Genomic DNA, 26,036 nt, shown 5'->3' with positions numbered 1-26,036 from the left:
TTCTTAATCTTGTAGTGAAAATACTCGCTTAAGTAGTGTGGTTGTACGCTCAGAAATATCATTCCGAATATCTTTTTCTTCTACCGCGATCATGGTGTAAACGCCATTTAAAGCTTCTGAAGTTACGTAATCTGACAGGTCTGGATTCACATTATTGGTGAGCGGAATACTATTATATTTCTGTATGATATTGCTCCAAATCCTATTAGCACCAACTTTATCTAAAGAAGAGGTTATTACAGGGCTAAATTTATCGTAAAGTTGTGATTGTGTTTTTCCTATTAAATATTGGGTGGCAGCATCATCCTGCCCAAGCAAAATATTACGTGCGTCTGTAAAAGTTATTTGCTGCACAGCGTTTACAAAAATAGGGGTAGCTTCCTTAACAGCATCTTCAGCAGCTCGGTTTAATACTTTTAGGCCTTCATCAGCCAGATTACCTAAACCTACATCTCTTAAAGTTTTATCCACTTTTTGAAGTTCAGGCGGTAAAGTGATCCTTACTAATTCATTTTTAAAAAAGCCATCTTCACGGGTAAGTTTGGTTACCTGTTTGTCGATCCCAAAATCTAAGGCCTGGCGTAGTCCAGAGGCAATTTCAGTGTTAGTCATCCCATAACCGCTTTGGGGTAATTGGCTTGCAATGTCCTGCAATTCAGCACAAGAAAATAAGGTGAAAATAGCAATAAGGCAAAGTAATTTTTTCATGGAGCTTTTTTTCAAATATAAGCTATCTAAAGTAGATCTATTATTATAAAAATTTATGAATAAATTAAAATTATCGATTTCTATTATTAAAACATCCTATTTACCTTTAAAAAATTGAAACTAAAACTAGAATTATGTCTAACGAGAAAAAATTAACCACGGCTTCCGGGAGGCCTTTTGTAGAAAAGGAAGATTCGTTAAGCGTTGGTAGAAGAGGACCACTATTACTTGAAGATTATGTGCTTCATGAATCTATGGCTCACTTTAACAGAGAACGAATCCCAGAGCGGGTGGTACATGCCAAAGGTTCCGGTGCTTTTGGAACTTTTACCGTAACCAATGATATTACTAAATATACACGGGCTAAAATGTTTTCTGAAATTGGTAAGAAAACCGATATGCTGGCAAGATTTTCTACCGTAGGTGGTGAAAAAGGTTCTGCAGATTCAGATCGTGATCCACGTGGTTTTGCTCTTAAATTTTATACGGAAGAAGGGAACTGGGATTTAGTAGGAAATAACACTCCGGTATTCTTTATAAAAGATCCTAAGAAATTTGCCGATTTTATACATACTCAAAAGCGCCATCCATTCACTAATATGAAATCTCAAACCATGCGTTGGGATTACTGGTCATTAAATCCTGAATCACTGCATCAGGTACTTATATTGATGAGTGATCGTGGTACACCTTATGGTTTCCGACATATGAATGGGTATGGGTCGCATACCTTTTCTTTAATCAACGATAAAGATGAACGTTTTTATGTGAAGTTCCACTTTAAAACCGATCAGGGAATTAAGAATTTTACTGATGAGGAATCTGTGAAGATGGCAGGTGAGAATCCAGATTTTGCGCAACAAGATCTTTTGGAGAACATAGAAAAAGGGGATTTTCCTACCTGGACATTAAAAATACAGGTAATGCCGGAAGAAGAAGCTCAAAATTATAAATGGAATCCATTTGACCTTACTAAAGTTTGGCCCCATGACGACTATCCTTTAATCGAAGTCGGAAAGATGGAACTGAACAAGAATGCAGATAATTATTTTGCGCAAATTGAGCAGTCTGCTTTCGCGCCAGCACATATCGTAGATGGGATTGGTTATTCTCCAGATAAGATGTTACAAGGACGTTTGTTGTCTTATCCAGACGCGCATCGTTATCGTTTAGGAGCCAATTATGAGCAAATACCGGTAAATCGTTGCCCTTATATGGTAAATAATTATCAACGTGACGGTTTTATGCGCGTTGATGGTAATGGCGGAAGAAGCGAAAATTACTATCCAAACAGCTTTGACGATATTAACGTAGATGAAAAATATAAATTAAAAGCACCAAGGATAACTGATGCAGAAGCTGAATGGTTTGACCGAAATTCGGCGGATGCAGGGGATAATGATCATTATACGCAACCCGGTAATTTGTACCGGATTATGAGTGATGAAGCGAAATCGAATTTGGTTTCAAATACTGTTGGATCAATGAGCCAGATTGAAGGCGAAAAGAAGGATGAAATTATAATGCGCCAGCTGTGCCACTGGTTTAGAGCTGATTCTGAATTAGGGGGGCGAATTGCCAGCGGACTTGGAGTAGAAATTAATATGGAAGAATTTGCACGATAAAATTTAAATGTATTGAATAAAAAGCGCTCAATTTGAGCGCTTTTTTTATGTGAAAATGATGGTCTTATTATTGAAGACCATCGTTTTTCGTTGAATATGCAGCTTGATGCCCCGTGAAAAAACGATTTTTTCCAAATCCCTTCCTTTTAAGATTAAATCTTTTATGGAGTGTGAATGCGAAATCCGGGTAATATCTTGCTCTATTATTGGACCCGCATCAAGTTCAGCCGTAACATAATGGCAGGTGGCCCCAATAATTTTTACTCCGCGTTTATAAGCCGAATGATATGGCTTTGCTCCGGCGAAAGCAGGTAAAAAAGAATGATGGATATTAATAATATTGTTGGGGAATTCACTGATTAATTGATCTGAAACAATCTGCATATAACGGGCGAGTACAATAAAATCGACTTCAAATTTCTTTAGCAGCTCCAGTTGCTTTGCTTCGGCTTCAGCTTTGTTATCTTTAGTAACCGGTACATGGTAAAAAGGGATGTCGAACGCCCGGGCTATGGAGGCAAGATCCTTGTGGTTGCTTAAAATAAACGGAATTTCAACATTTAGTTCTCCGGCTTTAAATCTCCCTAAAATATCGTATAAACAATGATCGTATTTAGAGACAAAAACAGCCATTTTTAAGATGCGTTCTTCTGCAAATAGCTTCCAGTTCATATTGTAGGTTTCGGCGATCTCTTCATCAAATTCCACTCGTAGATCAGCAATATCATATTCAGTTGAAAACTCATTCTCCAAACGCATAAAAAAGATCCCTTTCTCGGTATCTACATATTGATCGATGTAAATAATATTTCCTTTTCTATTATGGAAGAAATTTGTTACGGTAGCGATAATTCCGCTCTTGTCTTTACAATTTATAAGTAGGGTAACTTTAGGCATGATAATGAGATCGTTTCAGTTTTTTTGTTTGCTAAACCAACCTGGGCTTAATAGGTTTTACTCGATAACCCAGATGAAATGCTCCAAGGCTAACCTCGGAATAAAAATAATTTTTAATCGCTGCCTCAGCTCTGAGGTAATATACTTTTCTAAATGCTTTGTAAAATCGCTATTGGATAGGTTATTTATCAGTTTTTTAAAATGTACTCAAAGCATCGAATATCAGTAAAATTAGCTTAATCGCTTTAACTGAACCAATGTGAAGTAAGATTTATGCTTTTTTCATAATAATCAAAAATTATTTACAATTTTCGTAAATTGCGACTTATAATTTCACTCTTTATTGAAAATGGAACAACAGACTCCGTATTTACCTAAACATAAAATAAGAATTGTTACTGCAGCTTCACTTTTTGATGGGCATGATGCTGCTATCAATATTATGCGTCGTATTATCCAGGCTACCGGGGTAGAAGTAATTCACCTTGGCCATGATCGTAGTGTTGAAGAAGTGGTAAACTGTGCGATACAGGAAGATGCTCATGCCATTGCGATGACTAGTTATCAGGGCGGGCATACCGAGTATTTTAAATACATGTACGATTTATTACAGGAAAAAAATGCCGGTCAAATCAAGATTTTTGGCGGTGGCGGTGGAGTAATCCTTCCCGAAGAAATTAGAGATCTTCACGAATATGGAATTACCAGAATTTATGCGCCTGATGATGGTCGGGAACTGGGATTACAGGGAATGATCAATGACCTGGTAAAAACTGTAGATGAGGAAGTACCGTCCTTACCTAAGGATACCGATGTTGCTTCCAACTTAAAATCTAAAAACACAAATACCATCTCCCGGTTAATATCGCTTGCTGAAAACAAACATGATGAATTTAAAACACATTTTGAAGCGGTTGCCGAAACCGAGAAAAATATTCCGGTATTGGGAATTACAGGAACTGGTGGTGCGGGGAAATCCAGTCTGGTCGATGAATTGGTTCGTAGGTTTTTAAGTGATTTTCCTGAAAAACATATTGGAATTGTTTCTGTAGATCCTTCTAAAAAGAAAACCGGTGGCGCTTTACTTGGGGATCGTATTCGTATGAATGCAATAAATCACCCACGCGTGTATATGCGCTCGCTAGCAACACGGCAAAGTAATCTTGCTTTATCTAAATATGTACAGGAAGCTGTTGAGGTCCTGAAAAAAGCGGAATACGACCTTATTATTCTGGAAACTTCTGGAATTGGACAATCAGATACTGAAATTATAGATCATTCTGATGTCTCTTTATATGTGATGACGCCAGAATTTGGTGCCGCGACTCAGTTGGAAAAAATCGATATGTTGGATTTTGCCGATTTGGTTGCGATCAATAAATTCGATAAACGTGGTGCCCAGGATGCCTTACGTGATGTAAAAAAACAATATCAGAGAAATCACCAGTTGTGGCATGAAGATGCCGAAAAACTTCCGGTATTTGGGACGATCGCCTCCCAGTTTAATGATCCCGGTATGAATACGCTGTATCGTAAGATCATGGATAAGATTGATGAAAAAACAGCTTCAAAATTAGAATCTACTTTTGAAGTAACCCGGGAAATGAGCGAGAAGATTTTTGTGATCCCTCCTAAGCGTACCCGTTATCTTTCTGAAATTGCTGAGAATAATCGCGCTTATAACGAAACGGCAATAAAGCAGTCGGATATTGCACAAAAACTTTTCGGTATTTATAAAACCATATTGAGTGTTGCGAATATTTCTGAAGAAAAATATAGTGCGCATCTTGATAAAAACGGACTAGTACAGGAAGAATTGCTAGACGATACTCAAACCGAAAATCATGAATTTTTAGGTCTTCTATTTAAAGAATTTAATCGTGTAAAAATGGATCTTGATCCTTATAACTGGGAAATTATTCTGGGATGGCAGGAGAAGGTAAATAAATATACCGAACCTATTTATTCGTTTAAGGTTAGGGATAAAGAAATTAAAATTGAAACACATACCGAGTCCCTGTCACATACGCAAATTCCAAAGATCGCTTTACCAAAATACTCGGCATGGGGTGATATTTTAAAATGGAGTCTACAGGAAAACGTACCGGGAGAATTTCCCTATACTTCAGGATTATATCCATTTAAACGCCAGGGAGAAGATCCTACTAGAATGTTTGCCGGCGAAGGTGGACCCGAGCGAACCAATAGAAGATTTCATTATGTAAGTTTAGGTTTGCCGGCAAAGCGTTTGTCTACCGCTTTCGATTCGGTTACCCTTTATGGAAATGATCCCGATCATCGTCCCGATATTTATGGGAAAATAGGGAATGCCGGGGTTTCTATTTGCTGTCTGGATGATGCTAAGAAATTATATTCGGGCTTTGATTTGGCGCATCCGTATACGTCTGTAAGTATGACGATTAACGGTCCCGCACCAATGTTACTTGGATTCTTTATGAATGCTGCTATCGACCAGCAATGTGAAAAGTATATCAAAGAAAATGGTTTAGAAGCTCAAGTTGAAGCTAAGCTAAAAGCCCTTTATGATGATAACGGCATTAAACGTCCCTCTTATAAAGGAGAGCTTCCTGAAGGGAATGACGGTTTAGGTTTGATGTTATTAGGACTAACCGGAGACCAGGTTCTTCCACGGGAAACATATCAGGAAATAAAAATCAATACCCTTGCATCGGTTCGAGGTACGGTTCAGGCCGATATTTTAAAAGAAGACCAGGCACAAAATACCTGTATTTTCTCTACGGAATATGCACTGCGCTTAATGGGCGATGTGCAGGAGTATTTTATTAAAGAGAAAGTAAGAAATTTTTATTCGGTTTCTATTTCAGGCTATCATATTGCTGAAGCCGGAGCCAATCCAATTACGCAGCTGGCTTTTACGCTGGCGAATGGTTTTACGTATGTAGAATACTATTTAAGCCGTGGAATGGATATTAATAAATTTGGACCTAATTTATCGTTTTTCTTCAGTAACGGCGTAGATCCCGAATATGCGGTGATTGGCCGTGTAGCAAGAAAAATTTGGTCTAAAGCTTTAAAACATAAATATGAAGCGAATCCAAGAGCACAAATGCTAAAATATCATATCCAGACTTCAGGCCGTTCTTTACATGCGCAGGAAATCGATTTTAATGATATAAGGACAACGCTTCAGGCATTATATGCCATTTATGATAACTGTAACTCTTTGCACACCAATGCGTACGACGAGGCGATCACAACACCGACCGAAGCTTCGGTGCGACGCGCCATGGCAATTCAGCTTATTATCAATAAAGAATTAGGATTAGCAAAAAATGAAAATCCTATTCAGGGTTCTTTTATTATTGAAGAATTGACCGATCTGGTAGAGGAAGCGGTGTATGCCGAGTTTGATCGTATCACTGAGAGAGGTGGTGTCTTGGGTGCAATGGAAACCATGTATCAACGCGGACAAATACAGGAAGAAAGTTTGTATTACGAAACCTTGAAGCATAATGGTGATTACCCAATCATAGGTGTAAATACGTTCCTTAGTTCTACAGGATCGCCAACGGTAACTCCTGGAGAGGTGATTAGAGCAACTGAAGAGGAAAAACAAAACCAGATCAAAACCTTAGAAACCCTGCATAAGGCTAAAGAAACGAAAGCAGAGGAAGCTTTAGAAGCCATCAAAAAGGCTGCTGTACAAAATGAGAACATTTTTGAAGTTTTAATGGAAGCAACTAAGGTTTGTAGTCTTGGCCAAATCACCAATGCGATGTTTGATGTTGGTGGGCAATACCGAAGAAATATGTAAGATAAATATTTGCTAGGATTCTATCTTAAAATACCAAAAATCAACATTTTAAACCATCTTTTTTTTATTGTGAAAAAAGATGGTTTTTTTGTTTGTAAATCGATAATTCCACTCTAATTTTGCCGGCTTTTTAAAATGAGTTTTGCAGTATAATTTTTAAAGAATCTGGTAGTCATGGAAAATGTTTGGTTATTTGCAATTGCGGTGTTTACCGGTTTTTTTGCAATAAATAGTCCTATTGGAAATATCCCGGTTTTTATTAGTCTAACAAAGCAGGCTGATCGTAAAACCCGAAAGAATATTTCTAAGAAAGCAACTTTTACCGCTTTTATCATTGTTTCTGGCTTCGTGATTTTAGGTAAATATATTTTTAGCCTTTTTGGGTTAACGATTCCTGCCTTTAAAATCACGGGTGGGATTCTTATATTTTTTGTTGGTTTCGAAATGATTAGAGCACAGGAAGCCAGTATTGATAACCAGAGCGAAATTAACTTTAATGAGGGGATTTCTACATCGCCATTGGCTATACCAATTCTTGCCGGTCCCGGTTCTATTGTAACTGCCATGAACTATACCACCAATGCCGGTTATATAGATTTGTTGGTTATTTTAGTAATGTTCGGTTTGATTATGTGGTTAAATCACCTGGCATTTATTTCCAGCGACTATCTGGTTAGGTTTATTGGGCAAAACAAAATTGTAGTAATTGAAAAGATTATGGGATTAATCATTGCGATTATTGGTACCAATATGCTTATACAGGGAATAAAATTAGCATTTTTTAGTGGAGAAACGCTATCCTAGTTTTTCTGATTTTGGTGAATCCAATCTGAAATTAAATGCTCAAAATGAAGAATTTCTCTTCGAAGTAAATCTAAAAATTCGGTTTCTTTAATACCGGTAATTTCTATATTGCGGCAATTGGATTTAATTCTTTTTGCCGCTTTTCGTATTTTCTCGATACGTTTTAATTGTAATTCTTTTGTTCGGGCTGTCATCACACCGGCAATCCCGGGAGCGAGTTGCAACGATTCGGTTACCAGGCGGCCTGCATAATTATGGGCGGGCACTGAAGAAAGTTCCATTTCAATAACATGTCTATTGTCAGAAAAATAAGAAGATACAGCACTCGAAATTTTAAAGATTTCTAAGGCTTTCTTGTAAACTGGCAATTGGTAAGCATTCATAACGGGGGAATTTCTTTTATAAAATTACCTAGAAATCGCTGAGATTGTATTTAATATTTAAGGTGAAAACGTTATTTTGTTTTAATTTTTAAATATATTTGGTTTGTTTACCTTAAATATGAATATAGATAAATTGAATTGGGCGATACTGGAGTCTCTTCAGGATAATGCCAGGCTTTCTTTTTCAGAAATAGGAAGAAAAGTAGGATTAAGTTCCCCGGCAGTGGCAGAGCGTGTAAAAAAAATGGAGGATGCTGGGATTATAAAAGGCTATAAAACCGAAGTTTCATACCAAAAAACAGGACACCATTTAAAAGCGATTATTACCTTACGTGCTTTTATGGGGCGATTAAAACCTTTTCTGGAAAAGGTTACAGAATTCAAGGAGGTAATAAATTGTTACAGAATTACCGGAAACGAAAATATTATCATGGAAGTAATTTTTCAGGATCAGGGGCATTTGGAAGTTTTTATCGATAAATTGATTACGTATGGCGAAACTAAAACCCATATTATTTTATCGAATGTCATCGAACATGCACCGGTAAGAAATAGTAAAATTACTTCGTCCCACTAACAAGGTACATTAGGGAACCACCTGCAGCATGATACTGCTCACGTTGTACGGCACCCATAATATGATCTGATCGCGTGTCGTATTTTTCCTGGTATTCGAAATAAAACGGCATATATTCTTCGCCGGCTGCATTAAAATAGTCAATGTCTTTACGGGTTTCAGATTTCCAGGCGCTTCCCTGCATCCATTGTTTTAGAGTAGCGATTTGCTCTTTATTATCATAAGGAGGATACATGGCAATCGCTTTGTCTGATAATCTAACCTGAATATCCTTAAGCGCTTCAGATGCAAACCAGCCGGGTAATAAATCACCCAGAGAATTATCGCCCTCACCAAGTTTCTTTTTCCCTTTTTCGATAATTAGGCGATATTTTATATGATCTAAAGTTTCTTCAATACTATCGTTTTGAGTAATAGAATTCTTAGTAAGCGTTTGAATGATATTATTAGGCTCTACGCAAAGTAAAAGTCCGTTTGGTTTGAGCACACGGGTCATTTCTTTAAGGGCCTTTTTAGGATTTTTAAGATGAATTAAAACCGTTTGGCAGGTTACAAAATCGAAAGCTTCATCTTCAAAAGGTAGGTCTTCAGCATCACCTTTCTTTAAATTAAACCCAATATTCGATAATTTAAAGTAGTCTTTGAGTGCGCTATTTTTTTCAAACCAATTACTATCGTTATCGATAGCCGTTATACTCGCTTTTTCGGCTAAATATGGTGCAAGGGTTTTTGTCCAGTGTCCCTGCCCACAGCCAACATCCAACATGTTCGAAAATTGATGTAATTCTAGCCTTTGGGCGGTAAGATCAAGAAAACTTTTGTTCCACCAAAAGTCACGATACGATCCAAAATAATTGTGTGAATGTCCTTTGTGCAATGCGAATAGTTTAGTGGAACAAATATACTTTAGTCTTCAGGTTCTACCAAGTGTAAAGTTTTTCTGAAAAATAAATTGTTGATACCCTGTAAATTAACAGTTATTAAATTATTGTCTTAGATTAGTTAAATTTAGGTAAATTGGAATTTCTTTAATAAAATTTTCAGTGATTAGACTGTATCTTTGAGAAAAAATAAAAAGGATTATGAAAAAGTATACAGTGTTGTTTTTAATCTTGGCAGTAATAACCGGTCTTGTTGGATTCACGGGATTGCGATTTACCGGTATTGAAGTTATACGCGTAGTTTGTTTAGTCGCAGCAGACCTTTTTGTAATTTCATTGATGGCCAAATTATTTTTCCCAGATAAAAAATTAAGATTACAAAGAATAAAAAAGGAATAGAATTTGCACTTGCAAAGGGTTTAAGCTTTCACAGTAGTGAAAGCTTTTTTTATGCTTTCAATTTAAAAACAAGTTATATTTACTAGATAATGGAGATTAAATATTCCAGAGCCATCTCGATAACTATTTGAAGTGGGATGTCTCAAGAACATTAATTTTCTCATAAATGCCTGAAGGCTTGTTTTTTGGTAATTAATTTGATAATCCAACACCTATGTATAAACAAACATTAACCTGTTTTTTAGCTTTACTACTCTCAGCAGTAGTATGTGCGCAAGAGATAAGACTCCAAAAAGGAAATGTAACCGATAATGTAAGAATTAATGATTCTACAAATGCTACTTATGCGGTTTATCTTCCCAAATCTTATAATGTGGAAAAGCCGGCTCCCGTTATTTTCCTTTTAGCTCAAGATGGAAAGGGAAGGGAAGCAGTGCAGTTGTTTAGACAAACGGCAGAAGATCAGTATTATGTGATAGCAGCAAGCAATCAAAAGATGGAAAACGATTCTATTCAGGAAGATATACTACAGACCGTAAAATTTATGAACGGATTTTATCGTACCATTAAAGTAGATCCTAACTTATTGTATATCGCCGGTATTAATAAAGGGGCAGAAATCGCTTCTGCTTTGCCGTTAATTAACGAGAATATTAGTGGTGTTCTAGCCATGAACAAAACCTGGATTAATGGAAAGTTTATCGAAAACAGAAAAAAACCTTATGTTTTTTCAGCAATATCGGGCACCAGGGATTTCTCCAGATTTGGATTACTGGAAGTGGCAGAATTTTTAGAAGGAGAAGACTTTCCTACTGAAGTTAATTATTTTGAAGGTGGGCCAGAGTCCTGGCCGGATACTTATACCATTAATAATGCTGTGGCGAAATTTACGCTGGAGGCGATGAAGAATGACGGAAGAGAAAAAAATGACACCATTATCAATACTATATTTAAGAATGAAATTAAAGCCATCGACAATTTAATAAGTAATGGGGCCTATTATACAGCCTTTCTACAGCTGAAAAAAGCAGAAGAGAAATTTGATGATTTTAATCGTTTTGACGATCAATTAAAAAATTTGAAAAAGCGTATTCGAAAAGACAGGACTTTTAAACAACAACGAAGAAAATGGTTTGATGTAAAAGAGGAAGAAGCTTTTCAAAAAGAAGACTATGCTCATTTTCTGGAAATGGATATTTTAACTAACAATTTTGATAATATTGGTTGGTGGGCAGAACAGATGGAGAATTTAAAGGCAGGACAGCAGCAAAAAAATACGATAGAAAGAAATATGGCCTACCGACTTGAAAATTATTTAAATGATTTGGTTAGCGCGACTTATAATAATGTGATAGTTTCAGAAAGTTTTATTGATACAAAGATTTTTATTTCCATCCTTAAAACGATCGTAGACAAACAAAACCCAGAAGGATATTTAAGTATTATTCAACTCGCTGGTCACGATGGTGATGCTGGGACGGCCATGCTATATTTAGAGGATCTTTTAAAAACCGGTTATAAAGATTTTGATAGGTTATATACAATAGAGGGCATCTTGGATTTACAGATGAGTACTGAATTTAATTTATTAATTGAGGAATATGGCGGCGAAGCAAAATATATCATATTCGATTCAGAAAAAGATACCGGAAAAAATGAAGCAACCAGAAGTAATTAATGCTTTTCCGATTCATACCTTGCGGGTACGCCTAGGTTCTTGATTTTTCCGCAGTATAAGCTCAAATTGTGAATTTTGCTAGAAAAAGATATATCCTATTGCAAGATTGTATACTATAAAAACCAAAAAATAATTGATGAAAATTACCATTTTTAGCTGTGTATTTTTATTAATTTCATTTCTGAATTTTGCACAGCAGTCCAATGAAAGTCAACTTGAAAGTATAATAAAATTTCAGCACGATCTTAACGAAGAATATAAAGACCCGGAAGAATCACCATTATCTGAAGATGAACGATTGTCGTTCACGCAACACGATTTTTACGAGATCGATACTTCTTTTATTGTAGATGCTCAATTTTTGAGAACTCCGTATGAAGCTAGTTTTAGAATGCAAACCTCTTCCGATCGTCAACCCGTGTATGTGAAATATGCCGATCTGTACTTTACCTTAAAAGGTAAAAAGATGAAATTAGCGGTGTATCAAAGTCAGTCTTTAAAAGAGAATCCAGAGTATTTTGATTATTTGTTTTTGCCATTTACTGATCTTACTAATGGCGAAGGTTCCTACTCAGGTGGAAGATATATTGATTTAAGGATTCCCGAAGAAGGGGTGAAAAAAATTAGTTTAGATTTTAATAAAGCTTATAATCCTTATTGTGCGTATAGTGGCGGGTATTCCTGTCCTGTGCCCCCTGCTGAAAATAACCTGGATATGGCTATTACAGCAGGAGTAAAGGCTTACATTAAGCATTGACAGGTGCATAATAAAAATTGAGACTAAAAGGAGATAGGTTTATTATGCATAAAAATTTGGTTAGTTAGTTGTCGATTTGTTGATTGATTAGAATGAATAAATCGCTGCAACTAAAAATGATGATAAGTTATCCTGCATCATAAGATCAGAATCCATAAAAGGTTTAGCGCCATCTACGCTATCCAATCGTAATTCAGGTTTGATAATTAGGTTTCCGTAGGTATAGCTCCCGGTTAATGTAATAGCTGTGGTATTAGTATCGGCTCCATAAGCTGGTCCACCATCAGCTAATTCATTAAAATATTCAGCTCTTAATCCAATAGCAAAACTATCTGAAGTACTTAACTGCGGATAGATAGCGGCTCCTGCAAATCCCTCCCCGTCTGTAGTTTGGTAGGTTCCGTTAAATCCTAAATAGAACGCGTCACTTAGGTTCCATCCCGTAGTTAAATCAACTTGAAATAACGCATCATCAGATAAAGACTGCTCGCCATAAATTAGATTTAAATAAGCACTACCAGCATCATTAGCATAGCCTAACTGTCCACCAAAGGTATATTTACCAATAGGATTGAATTCCGTATAATCAGTTGGATTCATTACCGCTAACATGGCACTCCAGTTTTCATCTATGGTAAAATCTGCTTTTAAACCTGTATGAGAAAATGGCCCATAAGAAAACATATAAGAAGTGGAGTAGTTAAAGTTGGCGGCAGGTGAAATAACCTCATAGCCAAGAAAGGTATTAAAGTTACCAAATGTTAAGCGTACTTTATCACTAAGATTATAGTAAACATATAACTGGTTTACAATAGCTGGAGAACCGGTAGATAAAAATACGGCATCTTCACCACGAGGTCCAACTACAAGATCGGCGACAAAGCCAACTTTATCCCCTTCGTAGCCCAATATAACATTGGCCATACCAATGGCAAATCCAGGGTCGTTAGCAAAAGAAGTTACTGGTGCAGCGGCTGGCTCCAGAGGATCGCCATTGTCGTCATATACCGTTTTGTTTATACCGTTAAAGTTAGTTCTAAAGTAAGCATCTACAGTACCGGAAATAATAAAAGGACTTTTACTTTCTTCTTGTGCCTGAAGGTCTATATTTAATAAGGCTATCAAAGAAAATACTAGAAAAAGTCGGATATTTGCAAAAGTGAATTTTAACATGTTTACATGATTTAGTTTGTTCGACAAAAATGAATTAATAGTAAGCAGTAAGAAAAATTCATAGTAGAGGAGCACTCCGCCAAGTGCTCCTTCTTTATTTTTCAGACTGTAATAGTAAACGTGTGTGCTTGTTATATTTTAATGTGTGGGAGAGTTATTATTTATCTCTTCCAAATTCTGGATAAGAATCGATACCATGTTCGTGAAGGTCTAATCCTTCTAATTCTTCTTTTTCGGTAACTCTTAATCCCATTACTGCTTTAAGAATAGAAAGCAGGATAAAAGTTGTGATCATTGCCCATGCGCCAATAGAAACCACACCAATAGCCTGTACGCCAAGCTGTCCAAATCCACCGCCATATAGTAGTCCGCCATCAGTAGCAAAAACTCCTACAAGTAAAGTCCCTAAGGCACCTACAACACCGTGTACAGATATGGCACCAACAGGATCGTCGATTTTAAGTACTTTGTCAATAAATTCTATAGAGAAAACAACAACGATACCAGAAATAATTCCGATTATAAATGCCCCCATTGGGTCTACGGCGGCACATCCCGCTGTAATACCTACAAGACCGGCAAGTGCACCGTTAAGTGTCATAGAAATATCGGCTTTTCCGTATCTAATCCAGGTAAGAAATAAAGCAACTACAGCTCCGGCAGCGGCGGCAAGGTTGGTAGTGATTACAATTCCAGCCACATTATTTGCACTATCTCCAGAGATAGCCAGTTCTGATCCGGGATTAAAACCAAACCATCCTAACCAAAGGATAAATACACCAAGTGCACCATAAAGCATGTTATGACCAGGAATTGCATTAGATTTCCCATCGGTATATTTTCCTATACGGGGGCCTACTAAGGCCGCAGCCACTAATGCAGCCCATCCACCTACAGAATGAACAACTGTAGAACCGGCAAAATCGATAAATCCTAGTGCAGTTAACCAACCATCTCCCTGCCATACCCAGTGACCCGATATAGGATAAATAACGGTTGTCATTAATAGAGAGAAGATAAGATAGGTAGAAAATTTTGTTCTTTCCGCCACAGCACCAGATACGATAGTTGCCGCGGTAGCACAAAATACTGTTTGAAAGAATAAATTATGCATATCCCCACGAACATCATAAAATAAACTGGGGGTTCCTATAAAACTACCAATAGAATCTCCATACATAATAGTATACCCAATAGCCCAGAAAGCTATAGAACCTACGGCAAGGTCCATGAGGTTTTTCATGATAATATTCGATGTGTTTTTTGCGCGGGTAAAACCGGCTTCAACCAGTGTGAATCCTGCTTGCATGAAGAATACCAGTATCCCACAAATTACAATCCACATTAAATCTAATACAGCATCTATTTCCATAATAATTTAGTTATTTCTATGTTAGTTAATTATTTAAGGGAATCGGTCCCTTTTTCTTTAGTACGTATACGGTAAGCTTCGTCGATTGTGGAAACGAATATTTTACCATCACCAACAGAACCTGTATAGGCAGATTCTAAAATGGCATTTACAGTGTTGTCCAGGAATTCGTCTGAAACGACAATAGATAATTTTCGTCTTTGTATATCGGTGGTACTATAAGATACCCCGCGATATACATGACCTTGTTTTTCGTTTCCGACCCCTGTAACATCCCAGTACGTAAAAAAGACAACCTCAGTGCTGTGTAAGGCTTTTTTTACTTCGTCAAATTTTGACTTTCTGATAATAGCTTCAATTTTCTTCATAAGAATTTCAGGTTTAGTGATTTAAAAGTATTAAAAATTCTTAAATGAAGTTAAAAAAATAGGGGTTAAGCTTAAAGAAATGTGAATATCAGAAAATTACCCCCGTCTTGTTACGGGGTGTACAATAAAAAAGTAAAAATTGAAGTTGTAGGTAGAAACTTTCTAAATGCTATTACACCAATTTTGAAAAATAAAGACCAATAGCTGCTGCCGCAATTCCAAAAATTAAACTTCCTATGGCATAAATTGCAAAATTGTAGTAGTCGCCCGATTTTAAAAGGGCTTGATTTTCAAAGGAAAAAGTAGAGAAGGTGGTAAACCCGCCACAAAAACCAGTGGCAAGAATAAGGTTGGTCGTATTATTAAGATTGTTGTTTTTTATGGCTATTCCCAATAATAGACCAATAATAAAACTGCCTAAAATGTTAACGGTAAAAGTGCCCCAGGGTAAGTTTGTTCCTCTGCTATTTAAAGCTTTACTAATCAAATAGCGGCATACGCTGCCTAAACCTCCCCCAAGAAATACTAAAATAGCACTTTTAAACATTCAGCTTTAATTTACCGGAATATAAATATGAGTCACCCAATCTGCAGGATTTGGGGTTGTATCAGGATTAGTTAGATAAACTTCAAAAGGTTTTGATTCTTCCGCAACTTCAAGTCCGTTTTTATCAATATAATCATAAGCCTTATTCCAGGCTTCTTCCAGATTGTCATATTTACCTTTTAAAACGGTTTTCAACACTTTTTGATTTGGCATGTTACCATTTAGAACATTGGCATCCATTGGGGTGATTACTTCGCTAGGTGTAAAATAACCTGCCGAGAAAATAGCGGTACCATTGGATTGATTCCATTCATTATAAAGAACAAAAGGATTCCCTATTTTTTCAATGTTCTGAGATTGCATGAAATTCGCTACTTCAGTAACCATAGGTCGCATTTTTTCATTTACCTGACTGATTTTACTTGCAGTGGTAGTATACATATAATAACCTCCTCCATGATTTACAACACCATCCACACTAATGCTGTACTGATTCATCTTGTTAGTAATTATTTGCTGCATTTTAGTAAGTCCTTTTTCTAATTTAGGTCGCATAATCTGGGTTAAGGATTCTTTGGCTAGAAGAAAGGATAGTTTTTCCTTAAAGCTTTGCTTACCTTCCATACCCCAGGTTACTTTGGTTTGATTGTTTTCCAGGGGTTCAAAATTCCAGTAGATTTTACCGCTAGTATTGGTAAAGGTTTGTGCTAAGGTGATTTTTTGGATAATCTCTTTAAAAGGCTTGGCTTCTAAAGTTTCTACTTTTCCATCGCTTAATTCATCACTTTCCCAGGAAAGCACAGCCCCTTCTCCCTGTATGGTATCTCCGTAACTTATAATCAGATGGTCTGATTCCTGATTCCAGGGATCCCAGTATTCCCAGTTTTTAAGATTATTTACTTCGTTAAAGATAATTTCCTGAGGAGCGTTAAAAACCTGAGTCTCTTCAAATTTGTAATCTCCATCTTTGGTTGCTATATAAATAGAACCTCCAATAAGTACGATAAGAATTAAAAAAAGTAAATACTTAAAAATCTTCATGGGCTTATAAAATCACAGTTATTGCTAAGATAGTAAAATAGCGGCGAAGCATTTATTTTAAATATAGCTTAATTACAAATAACAGAAGTATGAATGCAATAAATCCTATTAATACAAAAATACTGTTCTTATAATACTTACGATGAAGGTTTAAATCTTTTCTGTACATAAAAATCATTACAATGATAAAAGTGATAAGAAAAAATCCTGCAAATATCCACTGTCCTGTGCTAAACATTTTATCTATTTTTATGCAAATTTAAACGAATAAGCTAATAAAGTAATGAAAAAAAGAATTGATGCGGTTACGCAATTTCATAGTGCCTTTGGATTGGGGGTAAGTGAGCAACCTATAGCAAGTTTGGGAGCGGCTAAAAACAAGCTGAGGTTTGAATTAATGAAAGAAGAAAATGAAGAATATCTTGAAGCAGCACAGAATGGCGACCTTGTTGAAGTTGCTGATGCCCTTGGAGATATGCTTTATATTTTGTGCGGCACCATTATCGAGCATGGTATGCAACATAAAATAGAGGAGGTTTTTGATGAAATTCAGCGTAGTAATATGAGTAAACTGGGGGCTGATGGGAAACCAATTTACAGAGAAGATGGGAAAGTATTAAAAGGACCTAATTATTTTAAACCGAATATAAAGGAAATTCTTGATAAATAATCTATCGATATTCCAAAATATGAGGAGGTTCATAACGATAATTTTCTAAGGTAAATTGATTGTCGGTATTTATGTTAAAATCCAGGATATTACGACCCCTGCCCGGCATGTTAGGAAAAATGGCGAAGGATAAGCGAATATTATCAAATACAAAATAATCGTTGCTAATTATAAGTCCCATGCCAAATTTGGTATAAAGGTCATTACTGAAAAAAGGTTTTGGGGCTTCACCGATGAACCCAAGGTCAAAATTTATAAACGGGCTCATCCTAAAACCCAGCCAACTAAAAGGCACGTAGGATTGTGTCTGAAAATTAAAAACAAACTTGCGCGTTCCAAAAACCTGATGGGTATCAAAGCCATAAATCCCATCTTCATCATTTATGGAGATCCGGTCTCTGATAAAATCTTTTCGGTTAATACCAACTACGACGTTAGACTTTGCGAATTGCCTGAAAAACCAGTTACCGACCCTGAAAATAGGAGAGAAATAGGTGGTTCCGAATCTAAAAAGTGATTGTCGTGCTGTATTTTTAAAAAAGTAACTTCCGTAGCCAAGATTGGTTGCTAGATAACCAAAGTTTTTAATGTAATCTGAATAGGTTAAATCGATCCCTAAATAAAAGTAATTCTGATTGCCCGCATTTCGCTGAATTCCAGAATTTATAAAATAGCTGTGGCCAAGCGAAATATCTTCAATATCTCCATTTCTAAAAATATACCGATCTCGCGTATAGTTAATATCTCTAATCCCCACAGAACCTAAAAGAACATTGTTATTCGAGAAATACGCAACAGAATCTATATTCTCTCCCGGCCTGTCTAAATAATCCCTTTTGGTGTACCTTCCCGCTAATATTAGGTTGGTTGGTAATTTTTCTTCAGAATCTTTATTGGCAACAGGAATGGCGTAACCGCCCCATACATTAAAATCCCTATATTTTAAAGGTTCTAAAAGTAATGTATCCAGATCTCCAAGATAAATATGTTCATCATAAAAGCTTTGCCTGATGCTTATTTCTCCCGCCCAACGCGCATAGGGAGAATAAAATTCCCGATCTATACTAGCAAAATTTTCATATGTCCCATCAACATCTAAATCCCTTAAAACTTCAGCATTGATGTAGGTATTGAATAAATTCTGAGCTCGATATCCTAAGGTATATCCTGTTCCTATTTCGTTCTGATAGCCCTGCTTGTAGGCTAGAGTAGTGCGATGTCCCAAACCAAAACTATTGTATTCCCGTAATCTTAATTCACCTTTGCGGCTGGAAACACTGCCATCTGCTGATATGCTCCAGCTGTCCAACACATATACATATAAATCTACCATGTTTGGATCGCCCGTAACATTGGTGGGGCGTATTAGGGTTCTCCTTATATAATTTTGTGCTCTTAAAACACGCTCAGATTCTAAAACTTCCAAAGAATCCATTTGGGAGTTTTCCTTGATTAATAATAACCCTCTAATGGTAAACTCTTTGGTGCGTGCATGTAAAACATTCCCTATTTTCTGGATTTTTTGAGTAGGCTTTACAGCCGTGTCCTTTTCGCTGTATCCAAAAGGATCCAGCGAGGTAATATAAATTTTACGTATGGTTTTTCCCTGGTATTTTGAAAAATCACGCTGTAGTTGGTTTTCTATTTTTTTGGTAGCTGTTTTAGCATCTGCAGGGTTTACAGGATCAAACATTAAATCGTAAAGCATCCTGGTAAATTTACTGTTCTTCGTTTTCTCCTGAAGTTGTCTGTAGAAATTACGATCTTTGGCTATTTGAATAGAATCACGAACCGGAAATCGCTGCAGACTATCATTTTGAGCAGATACTTTTAGGCAGAAGAAGAATAATATAAGAATACAGTATCTCAACTCTAAATCTATTTTACAAAGGCCAAACTTATGTATTTTTTTTGAATGGAAATATTTAGCCTATGTTAAAGAAATAAGACTTGTAAACACAAAAAATGCGCTGAGAATCAGCGCATTTTTATAGTTTTTTGGTGCCAAATGGATTTATAACCCGGAGCCTGGTTCGCAATTGTTTAAAAACTCATTTGCTTTTGGCAGTGTTTTTATTTTACCTCGTATCTCCAGCCGAACTTGTCCTCTGCCTGATTATATTGAATTTTTAATAACTGATCCTTAAAAGATTTGGCATACGAATCTTCAATTTTTGGTAATTCGTATTTTTCGCCTTTATAACCAAAACCTAAAATAGGTGTCACAACAGTTGCTGTACCCGATCCAAAAATTTCTTTTAGTTCGCCCGCATTCGCCGCTTCAATAAGTTCAGCAACTTTTATTCTTCTAATTTCAACATCGATATTGGCATCTTTGGCAAGATCGATGATACTTTTTCTGGTAACACCGTCAAGAATTCTATCACTAATTGGAGCGGTAACCAATTTATCACCAATTCTAAAGAAAAGGTTCATGGTACCCGCTTCCTCTAGATATTCGTGTGTGTTCGCGTCTGTCCAAATAATTTGTTGATAACCTTCACTGTTTGCAATATCTGTAGGGAAGAATTGAGCCCCATAATTCCCGGCAGCTTTTGCAAAACCAACCCCTCCATCTGCAGCACGGCTATAATCCTCAGAAACTTTTACGCGAACTTCACCGCTATAATAGGATTGTGCAGGAGAACACAAGATCATAAATTTATATTCACTAGATGTAGAAGCAGATACACCGGGTTCAGTAGCGATGACAAAAGGACGAAGATACATGGAGTTTCCAAAACCTTTTTGGATCCATTCCTTGTCTAATTTTAGTAGTTCTTCCAGTCCATTAAAAAAATGACCTTTAGGAAATTCAGGGATAGCAAGACGTTTACTGGACTTATTAATACGTTCAAAATTTTGCTCTGGTCTAAAAAGCCATACTTTATCCTCATCGTCTTTATACGCTTTCATTCCTTCAAAAACTGCCTGCCCATAGTGAAATACTTTTGCAGATGGGTACATTTGTAAAGGTCCGTAAGGAACAATCTCAGGAGTTTGCCAGGAACCATCCTTATAATCACAAACCATCATATGGTCGGTAAAGACTTTACCAAAGGTAAGATTACTAAAATCTACACTGGATAATTTAGAAGAAGATGCTTTGGTGATTTTTACTTTCGTCGCGATGTTTTCCATTTTATATTATTTAAGAACTTCAAATTTACCTAAATAAAAGTAAAATTAAAATCTAAACTTTTGGTATTTTTGGTGATATTCAGGCAAAAACCAATAAGGATTTAATATGAAAAAAATTATATTTTCAATTGTACTGTGCTGTGCACTGATAGGGTGTAAAAATTCAGAAGAAAAGCAAGAAACTGTAAAGACTTCAACCAGTAATGAAGAGTTGGCCTACGCAAGGTTTGGTGACAACGTTGATGCAGAAGCTGCGATAGATGCAAATACAATGGCCAATCAATATGCCCAGTTAAAACCTGGGGACACTATTACTACCAGTTTTACCACTACGGTAAACTCGGTTTGTAAAATGAAAGGCTGCTGGATGAATCTAGAAATCCCAGGTGATGAAGATGTTAGCGTAAAATTTAAAGATTACGGCTTTTTTGTACCTAAAGATATCGAGGGGAAGCAAGTGGTGGTTGAAGGAAAAGCATTTCTTAAAGAAGTATCTGTAAAGGATCAACAGCATTTTGCCGAAGACGCCGGTAAATCTGCACAAGAGATTGCTGCCATTACAGAACCTAAGCAAGAATTGGCATTTTTAGCTAATGGAGTACTTTTAAAACAGTAATATTTGGAACGAAAAATCATTAAAACCGGAGACGGTTCGTCTACTATTCATATTCCAGAATGGAATGAACAGTACCATTCCAAGCATGGTGCTTTGCAGGAAGCGATGCATGTTTTTATAAGAACTGGCTTGGATTTCACGGTAGCCGAATTTAATAAGAATGAACTTTCGATTTTAGAAATTGGCTTTGGAACCGGTTTAAATGCATTACTTACCGCTTTTTACGGGGACGCAATAACAATTAATTATACCGGTGTTGAGGCGTATCCTGTAAAACCTGAAGAATTAGCAATTTTGGATTATGCATCTGTATTACCGGACTTTAAAACTGCGGCAGAGGTGTTTAATAAAATGCACCATGCCGAATGGGAAAAAATGCTGCCTATAACTGCTCATTTTAATTTAAAGAAACAGGAAAAAACATTTCAGGAAATCGATGAGCGTGCTATTTTTGATTTAATATATTTTGATGCATTTGGCGCAAGGGTCCAGCCTGAATTGTGGACTGAGCCAATTTTTCTAAAAATGTATAATTCGTTAAAATTAAACGGAGTTTTGGTAACCTACGCAGCGAAAGGAAGCGTTAGAAGAGCAATGCAAGCGGTAGGGTTCACGGTAGAAAGATTACCTGGACCGCCGGGGAAACGGGAAATGTTAAGAGCCGTTAAAAAATAGGTGATACGGCTGTTAAAGCTCGCTAAAGTAATTTCTTAGTTTGCAGTATAGCACTATCTTCAAAAGAAAAAAATGCGGGTATTAATCACTGGAGCTACAGGGCTTATTGGTTCAAAAATTTCAGCATTATGCCATGAGAAAGGCATAGATGTAAATTATCTTACAACTAGTAAAGATAAAATTCAGCATAAAGATCATTATCGCGGATTTTTATGGGATCCGCAAGGTGGAGAGATCGATAAACGAGCGATCGAAAACGTGGATGCGATAATTAATCTGGTGGGTGCCAGTATCGCGCAGCGATGGACGACTGAAAATAAGCGTAAAATTTTAAATAGCAGGGTAGAAAGTACCAACCTGCTTTTTGATACCTTATCAAAAAACGATCACCAAATTAAACACATTGTTTCAGCCAGTGCCATTGGGGTATATCCAAGTTCTTTACAAAAGCTTTATTTTGAAGAAGAAGAAAAGATAGATGATTCATTTGTTAGCAAGGTAGTGGTACAATGGGAAAGTGCAGTAAACAATTTTAAAGATTTAGGACTTAAAGTTTCAAAAATAAGAATCGGACTGGTGATGGCTGAAAATGGCGGAATGCTGGAAAAGCTAAAAGAACCGGTTAATTTTAATATTGGAGCACCTTTAGGTAGCGGAAAGCAGTGGCAGTCCTGGATTCATATTAAAGATCTGACCCAGATTTTCCTGTATGTTTTAGAAAATCAACTTGCGGGTACTTTTAATGGTGTAGCACCAAATCCGGTGACTAATAAAGAAATGACCCAGGAAGTAGCAAAACAACTTGATAAACCTTTATGGTTGCCAAATGTACCAAAGTTTGTGCTTAAAGCTGCATTTGGAGAGATGTCCACGCTTTTACTATCTAGTCAACTGGTAAGTAGTAAGAAAATTGAAGGACAGGGATACCACTTTGAATATGTGCATTTGCAACCGGCACTAGAAGATTTGTTATAAGAAAAACTTCTTATAACGACAATCAAAAAAAAAGAAGCTTTGAATAAAGAACACTTTTCTAATGATACCTTATGGGTTGGATTGGAATTTGTGTTCACTTTTAAAAAATAGAAAAGCCGGCAAATTGCCGGCTTTAAGTCTTATATAAAAATTAAATTAAGCTTTTTTATCAGCTTTAATATCTAATTTTAAAGTAATATCGTCGTAGATAAAATTATCACCTAAACTGTCAAATACAGATTTAGATCCGTAGTTCACATTCCAGTTAGTACGATCTATAGTAAACTCTTCACTGGAAATTTCATAACCATCGTCAGTTTTGTTGATTGACACCGGAAAAGAAATATTTTTGGTTTCATCTTTAATCGTAAGGTTTCCTTCCATCATGGTTTTACCATCTGTTTCAGAAATTCCTGTTACTTCAAAAGTAGCTTCAGGAAATTCATTTACATTAAAGAAATCACCTTCTTTACCTTCTACAGTACCCATTAAATGTGCTTCAAGATTTTTCTTGTCGTCACCTTCAAGATCTGTAACTTCTATAGACATCATATCTATCGTAAAGTTTCCACTTTCGATAATACTGTCGTTAGCCTTAAAAGTTCCTTCTTCAACTTTAATAGTACCGGTGTGCTGTCCTGCAGGTTTCTTACCTATCCAGCTAATAGAAGAAGCTGTAGTATCTACAACATATTCCATTGATTCAGCTGTTGCTTCTGCTACTTCTTTAGCATCTTCAGCTTCGCTATCATGATTGTTATTGTTTTTACAACTTCCTAAACCTACGATAAGGCTTAAGGCCATAAATCCTTTTAAAATGTTTTTTTTCATTTTGTTGAAATTTAGTTTTTTTGCAATTTGGTTGAAGCGCAAAAGTAATATGAATTAAATTTTTTTGTATTAAAAAATTATTAAAAATTATCGGTGACATTTTGACACAACTAAGCGCTTGGCAATAAATTTGACTATTGTTAAGCATCAAAAAACTGATAGAAAAAAATGACAAAGAAAGCTAACGATAAAGATCAGGACACAATAAAGGATCAGGTAGAGGAAAATATCGATAAAGCAATCGATGAGGTAGAAAAAGAACAAGCAGAAAAGTCTGAAAATAAAGAGGTAGCAGATGAAGATACTTCTGAAACAGATAAGTTAAAAGAAGATCTTCAAAAAGAAAAAGACAAGTTTTTACGTCTTTTTGCTGAATTTGAAAATTATAAAAAGCGAACCTCCAAAGAACGTTTAGAACTTTTTAAAACTGCCAATCAGGAAGTAATGCTTGCTATGTTGCCAGTTTTAGATGATTTTGACAGGGCTTTAGTTGAGATCAATAAGACTGAAGACAAAAATCTTTTAAAAGGGGTAGAGCTTATTCATAACAAGTTCAGAGAAACACTAAAAAATAAAGGCTTGGAACCTGTCGAAGTTGAAAGTGGAGACACTTTTGATGCCGATATTCATGAAGCCATAACGCAAATTCCTGCTCCTAATGACGATCTTAAAGGGAAGATTGTAGATGTTGTGGAGCGAGGATATAGATTAGGAGAGCGTATTATTCGTTATCCAAAAGTTGTTACCGGTAAGTAGGGAGTACAACTTTTAAAAGTAAACTTAGACCATGAAAGAGGATTATTACGACATATTAGGAATAAGCAAAGGTGCTTCGGCAGCTGAAATCAAGAAAGCCTATCGCAAGATGGCGATCAAATATCACCCAGATAAAAATCCGGGTGACAATGAGGCCGAAAATAAATTTAAGAAAGCAGCTGAGGCTTACGAGGTATTAGGAAACGAAGAAAAAAGAGCTAAATACGACCGATTTGGACATCAGGCCTTTGAAGGCGGTGGCTTTGGCGGCGGAGGTGGTATGAATATGGATGACATATTCAGCCAGTTTGGCGATATCTTTGGCGGCGGCTTTGGCGGCGGATTCTCAGGTTTTGGTGGCTTTGGCGGTGGCGGTCAACGTCGCGCAAAGGGAAGTAATTTAAGAATTCGGGTAGCGCTTACGTTAGAAGAAATAGCTAATGGAGTAGAGAAAAAAATTAAAGTAAAGCGTAAAGTTCAGGCGCCTGGAACTACTTATAAAACCTGTTCTACCTGTAATGGTACCGGACAAGTAACCCGCGTGACCAATACGATTTTAGGTAGAATGCAAACTGCTTCCCCCTGTACTACCTGTGGTGGTAGTGGGCAAATGATCGATCAAAAACCGGCAGATGCAGATGCACAGGGATTGAAAGTTCAGGAAGAAATGGTTTCTATTAAAATTCCTGCCGGGGTAGAAGATGGAATGCAACTAAAAGTCTCTGGTAAAGGGAATGAAGCTCCTGGAAATGGAATTCCTGGAGATCTTTTAGTAGCTATCGAAGAGAAAGCTCATGAGAGTTTACAAAGAGAAGGTGATAACCTGCATTATGATCTTTATATAAGTATTTCTGAAGCAGCTCTTGGCGCATCTAAAGAAATCCAAACCGTAAACGGAAAGGTGAGAATTAAAATTGAACCAGGTGTGCAATCTGGAAAAATTTTAAGGCTTCGTGGTAAAGGTGTAAATAGTTTAAACGGGTATGGTAAAGGTGATTTGCTGGTTCATGTAAATGTGTGGACCCCAAAAACCTTAACTAAAGATCAAAAAGAGTTTTTCGAGAAAATGGCGAATGACGAGAACTTTCAGCCGAATCCCGAAAAAAGCGATAAATCATTTTTTGAAAAAGTTAAAGATATGTTTTCTTAGAACTTTTATTTTAAGAAAAAATTTATATATTTGATTCTCACTAAGACTTTTAGTGATAATTTTTCTTTTTCATAGCAATTTTTTTCCCATCCTTAATTAAATTAAGGGTGGGTTTTGTTTTTTAACATCGCCGTTAAACCTTTTCTAAACCTGTTTTAAACAGCTTGTAATCAGGTACGTTCTTTAGTAATTTTCAAAAAATAAAAAATAAAAAAT

At 36.4% G+C, this 26,036-nt stretch carries 25 protein-coding genes; 13 read left to right on the top strand and 12 right to left on the bottom strand.

The features are described 5' to 3' along the window. Nucleotides 1-3: 3 nt before the first annotated feature. Nucleotides 4-708, bottom strand: a complete 705-nt coding sequence (locus ZPR_RS14925) for a DUF4197 domain-containing protein (protein ID WP_013072560.1) — start codon at nt 706-708, stop codon at nt 4-6. A 134-nt stretch (nt 709-842) separates the two neighbouring features. Here ZPR_RS14925 and ZPR_RS14920 point away from each other — a divergent pair, with 134 nt between their 5' ends. Next, a complete protein-coding gene (locus tag ZPR_RS14920; RefSeq protein ID WP_013072559.1) occupies nt 843-2,333 on the top strand; it encodes a catalase in 1,491 nt (496 codons plus the stop codon). Between the two features lie 45 nt (nt 2,334-2,378). On the opposite strand, the gene purU is transcribed toward ZPR_RS14920, so the two are convergent. Then, on the bottom strand, nt 2,379-3,230 hold the full coding sequence (gene purU / locus ZPR_RS14915) for a formyltetrahydrofolate deformylase (protein WP_013072558.1): 852 nt from the start codon (nt 3,228-3,230) through the stop codon (nt 2,379-2,381). A 349-nt stretch (nt 3,231-3,579) separates the two neighbouring features. Between purU and ZPR_RS14910 the strand changes: the two genes are divergently transcribed. After that, nucleotides 3,580-7,026: a methylmalonyl-CoA mutase family protein gene (locus ZPR_RS14910; RefSeq protein WP_013072557.1), complete on the top strand. Its 3,447-nt coding sequence runs from the start codon at nt 3,580-3,582 to the stop codon at nt 7,024-7,026. Nucleotides 7,027-7,200: 174 nt separating this feature from the next. Next, nucleotides 7,201-7,830: a MarC family protein gene (locus tag ZPR_RS14905; protein ID WP_013072556.1), complete on the top strand. Its 630-nt coding sequence runs from the start codon at nt 7,201-7,203 to the stop codon at nt 7,828-7,830. On the opposite strand, the gene ZPR_RS14900 is transcribed toward ZPR_RS14905, so the two are convergent. After that, complete coding sequence (locus ZPR_RS14900; protein ID WP_013072555.1) at nt 7,827-8,213, bottom strand: hypothetical protein; 387 nt, start codon at nt 8,211-8,213, stop codon at nt 7,827-7,829. The two genes, ZPR_RS14905 and ZPR_RS14900, sit on opposite strands and share 4 nt — an antisense overlap. Before the next feature lie 118 nt (nt 8,214-8,331). Here ZPR_RS14900 and ZPR_RS14895 point away from each other — a divergent pair, with 118 nt between their 5' ends. Further along, a complete protein-coding gene (locus ZPR_RS14895; RefSeq protein ID WP_013072554.1) occupies nt 8,332-8,790 on the top strand; it encodes an Lrp/AsnC family transcriptional regulator in 459 nt (152 codons plus the stop codon). On the opposite strand, the gene ZPR_RS14890 is transcribed toward ZPR_RS14895, so the two are convergent. Next, nucleotides 8,774-9,667, bottom strand: coding sequence for a class I SAM-dependent methyltransferase (locus tag ZPR_RS14890; protein ID WP_041578970.1), 894 nt, complete (start codon nt 9,665-9,667; stop codon nt 8,774-8,776). The two genes, ZPR_RS14895 and ZPR_RS14890, sit on opposite strands and share 17 nt — an antisense overlap. Before the next feature lie 205 nt (nt 9,668-9,872). Here ZPR_RS14890 and ZPR_RS14885 point away from each other — a divergent pair, with 205 nt between their 5' ends. From ZPR_RS14885 to ZPR_RS14875, 3 genes are all read left to right on the top strand, one after another. Then, entirely contained in the window at nt 9,873-10,070 is a 198-nt protein-coding gene (locus ZPR_RS14885) for a DUF1328 domain-containing protein (RefSeq protein ID WP_041578969.1), read from the top strand. A gap of 214 nt (nt 10,071-10,284) precedes the next feature. Next, the gene (locus ZPR_RS14880; protein ID WP_041578968.1) at nt 10,285-11,748 is read left to right on the top strand and encodes a hypothetical protein; all 1,464 of its coding nucleotides are present in this window, start codon (nt 10,285-10,287) and stop codon (nt 11,746-11,748) included. A 136-nt stretch (nt 11,749-11,884) separates the two neighbouring features. Then, entirely contained in the window at nt 11,885-12,505 is a 621-nt protein-coding gene (locus tag ZPR_RS14875; protein ID WP_013072552.1) for a DUF1684 domain-containing protein, read from the top strand. A gap of 87 nt (nt 12,506-12,592) precedes the next feature. Here the strand turns inward: ZPR_RS14875 and ZPR_RS14870 are convergent, their stop codons facing one another. The 5 genes from ZPR_RS14870 to ZPR_RS14850 all read right to left on the bottom strand — a co-directional run bounded on the left by ZPR_RS14870 (nt 12,593) and on the right by ZPR_RS14850 (nt 17,006). Then, nucleotides 12,593-13,678 carry an outer membrane beta-barrel protein gene (locus tag ZPR_RS14870; RefSeq protein WP_013072551.1) on the bottom strand — a complete coding sequence of 362 codons (1,086 nt, stop codon included), beginning with the start codon at nt 13,676-13,678 and terminating at the stop codon, nt 12,593-12,595. Nucleotides 13,679-13,835: 157 nt separating this feature from the next. Further along, the gene (locus tag ZPR_RS14865) at nt 13,836-15,050 is read right to left on the bottom strand and encodes an ammonium transporter (protein ID WP_013072550.1); all 1,215 of its coding nucleotides are present in this window, start codon (nt 15,048-15,050) and stop codon (nt 13,836-13,838) included. 29 nt (nt 15,051-15,079) lie between these two features. Continuing rightward, entirely contained in the window at nt 15,080-15,418 is a 339-nt protein-coding gene (locus tag ZPR_RS14860; RefSeq protein WP_013072549.1) for a P-II family nitrogen regulator, read from the bottom strand. A 172-nt stretch (nt 15,419-15,590) separates the two neighbouring features. After that, on the bottom strand, nt 15,591-15,965 hold the full coding sequence (crcB, locus tag ZPR_RS14855; protein WP_013072548.1) for a fluoride efflux transporter CrcB: 375 nt from the start codon (nt 15,963-15,965) through the stop codon (nt 15,591-15,593). Nucleotides 15,966-15,971: 6 nt separating this feature from the next. Further along, complete coding sequence (locus ZPR_RS14850) at nt 15,972-17,006, bottom strand: SRPBCC family protein (protein WP_013072547.1); 1,035 nt, start codon at nt 17,004-17,006, stop codon at nt 15,972-15,974. 283 nt (nt 17,007-17,289) lie between these two features. On the opposite strand from ZPR_RS14850, the gene ZPR_RS14840 reads away from it, so the two are divergent. After that, on the top strand, nt 17,290-17,676 hold the full coding sequence (locus ZPR_RS14840) for a pyrophosphohydrolase domain-containing protein (RefSeq protein ID WP_013072545.1): 387 nt from the start codon (nt 17,290-17,292) through the stop codon (nt 17,674-17,676). Between the two features lies 1 nt (nt 17,677). Here ZPR_RS14840 and ZPR_RS14835 read toward each other — a convergent pair whose 3' ends face one another. After that, nucleotides 17,678-19,546: a BamA/TamA family outer membrane protein gene (locus ZPR_RS14835; RefSeq protein WP_013072544.1), complete on the bottom strand. Its 1,869-nt coding sequence runs from the start codon at nt 19,544-19,546 to the stop codon at nt 17,678-17,680. 203 nt (nt 19,547-19,749) lie between these two features. Next, nucleotides 19,750-20,817: a branched-chain amino acid aminotransferase gene (locus ZPR_RS14830; protein WP_013072543.1), complete on the bottom strand. Its 1,068-nt coding sequence runs from the start codon at nt 20,815-20,817 to the stop codon at nt 19,750-19,752. Between the two features lie 106 nt (nt 20,818-20,923). Here ZPR_RS14830 and ZPR_RS14825 point away from each other — a divergent pair, with 106 nt between their 5' ends. The 3 genes from ZPR_RS14825 to ZPR_RS14815 all read left to right on the top strand — a co-directional run bounded on the left by ZPR_RS14825 (nt 20,924) and on the right by ZPR_RS14815 (nt 23,083). Then, nucleotides 20,924-21,433 (top strand): DUF4920 domain-containing protein, encoded by a 510-nt coding sequence (locus ZPR_RS14825; protein WP_013072542.1) that lies wholly within the window; start codon nt 20,924-20,926, stop codon nt 21,431-21,433. A gap of 3 nt (nt 21,434-21,436) precedes the next feature. Beyond that, nucleotides 21,437-22,108: a tRNA (5-methylaminomethyl-2-thiouridine)(34)-methyltransferase MnmC2 gene (gene mnmD, locus ZPR_RS14820; RefSeq protein ID WP_013072541.1), complete on the top strand. Its 672-nt coding sequence runs from the start codon at nt 21,437-21,439 to the stop codon at nt 22,106-22,108. A 72-nt stretch (nt 22,109-22,180) separates the two neighbouring features. After that, nucleotides 22,181-23,083: a TIGR01777 family oxidoreductase gene (locus ZPR_RS14815; RefSeq protein WP_013072540.1), complete on the top strand. Its 903-nt coding sequence runs from the start codon at nt 22,181-22,183 to the stop codon at nt 23,081-23,083. Between the two features lie 156 nt (nt 23,084-23,239). Here ZPR_RS14815 and ZPR_RS14810 read toward each other — a convergent pair whose 3' ends face one another. Then, nucleotides 23,240-23,914, bottom strand: a complete 675-nt coding sequence (locus ZPR_RS14810) for a YceI family protein (RefSeq protein WP_041578966.1) — start codon at nt 23,912-23,914, stop codon at nt 23,240-23,242. Between the two features lie 168 nt (nt 23,915-24,082). Here ZPR_RS14810 and ZPR_RS14805 point away from each other — a divergent pair, with 168 nt between their 5' ends. Both ZPR_RS14805 and dnaJ read left to right on the top strand, forming a co-directional pair. After that, on the top strand, nt 24,083-24,670 hold the full coding sequence (locus ZPR_RS14805) for a nucleotide exchange factor GrpE (RefSeq protein ID WP_013072538.1): 588 nt from the start codon (nt 24,083-24,085) through the stop codon (nt 24,668-24,670). A gap of 31 nt (nt 24,671-24,701) precedes the next feature. Next, entirely contained in the window at nt 24,702-25,820 is a 1,119-nt protein-coding gene (gene dnaJ, locus ZPR_RS14800) for a molecular chaperone DnaJ (RefSeq protein ID WP_013072537.1), read from the top strand. The last annotated feature ends 216 nt before the right edge of the window (nt 25,821-26,036 follow it).

Origin of the sequence: Zunongwangia profunda SM-A87 (assembly GCF_000023465.1) — a bacterium.
Lineage (GTDB): Bacteria > Bacteroidota > Bacteroidia > Flavobacteriales > Flavobacteriaceae > Zunongwangia > Zunongwangia profunda.
This window is presented reverse-complemented; position numbering and strand designations above follow the sequence as displayed.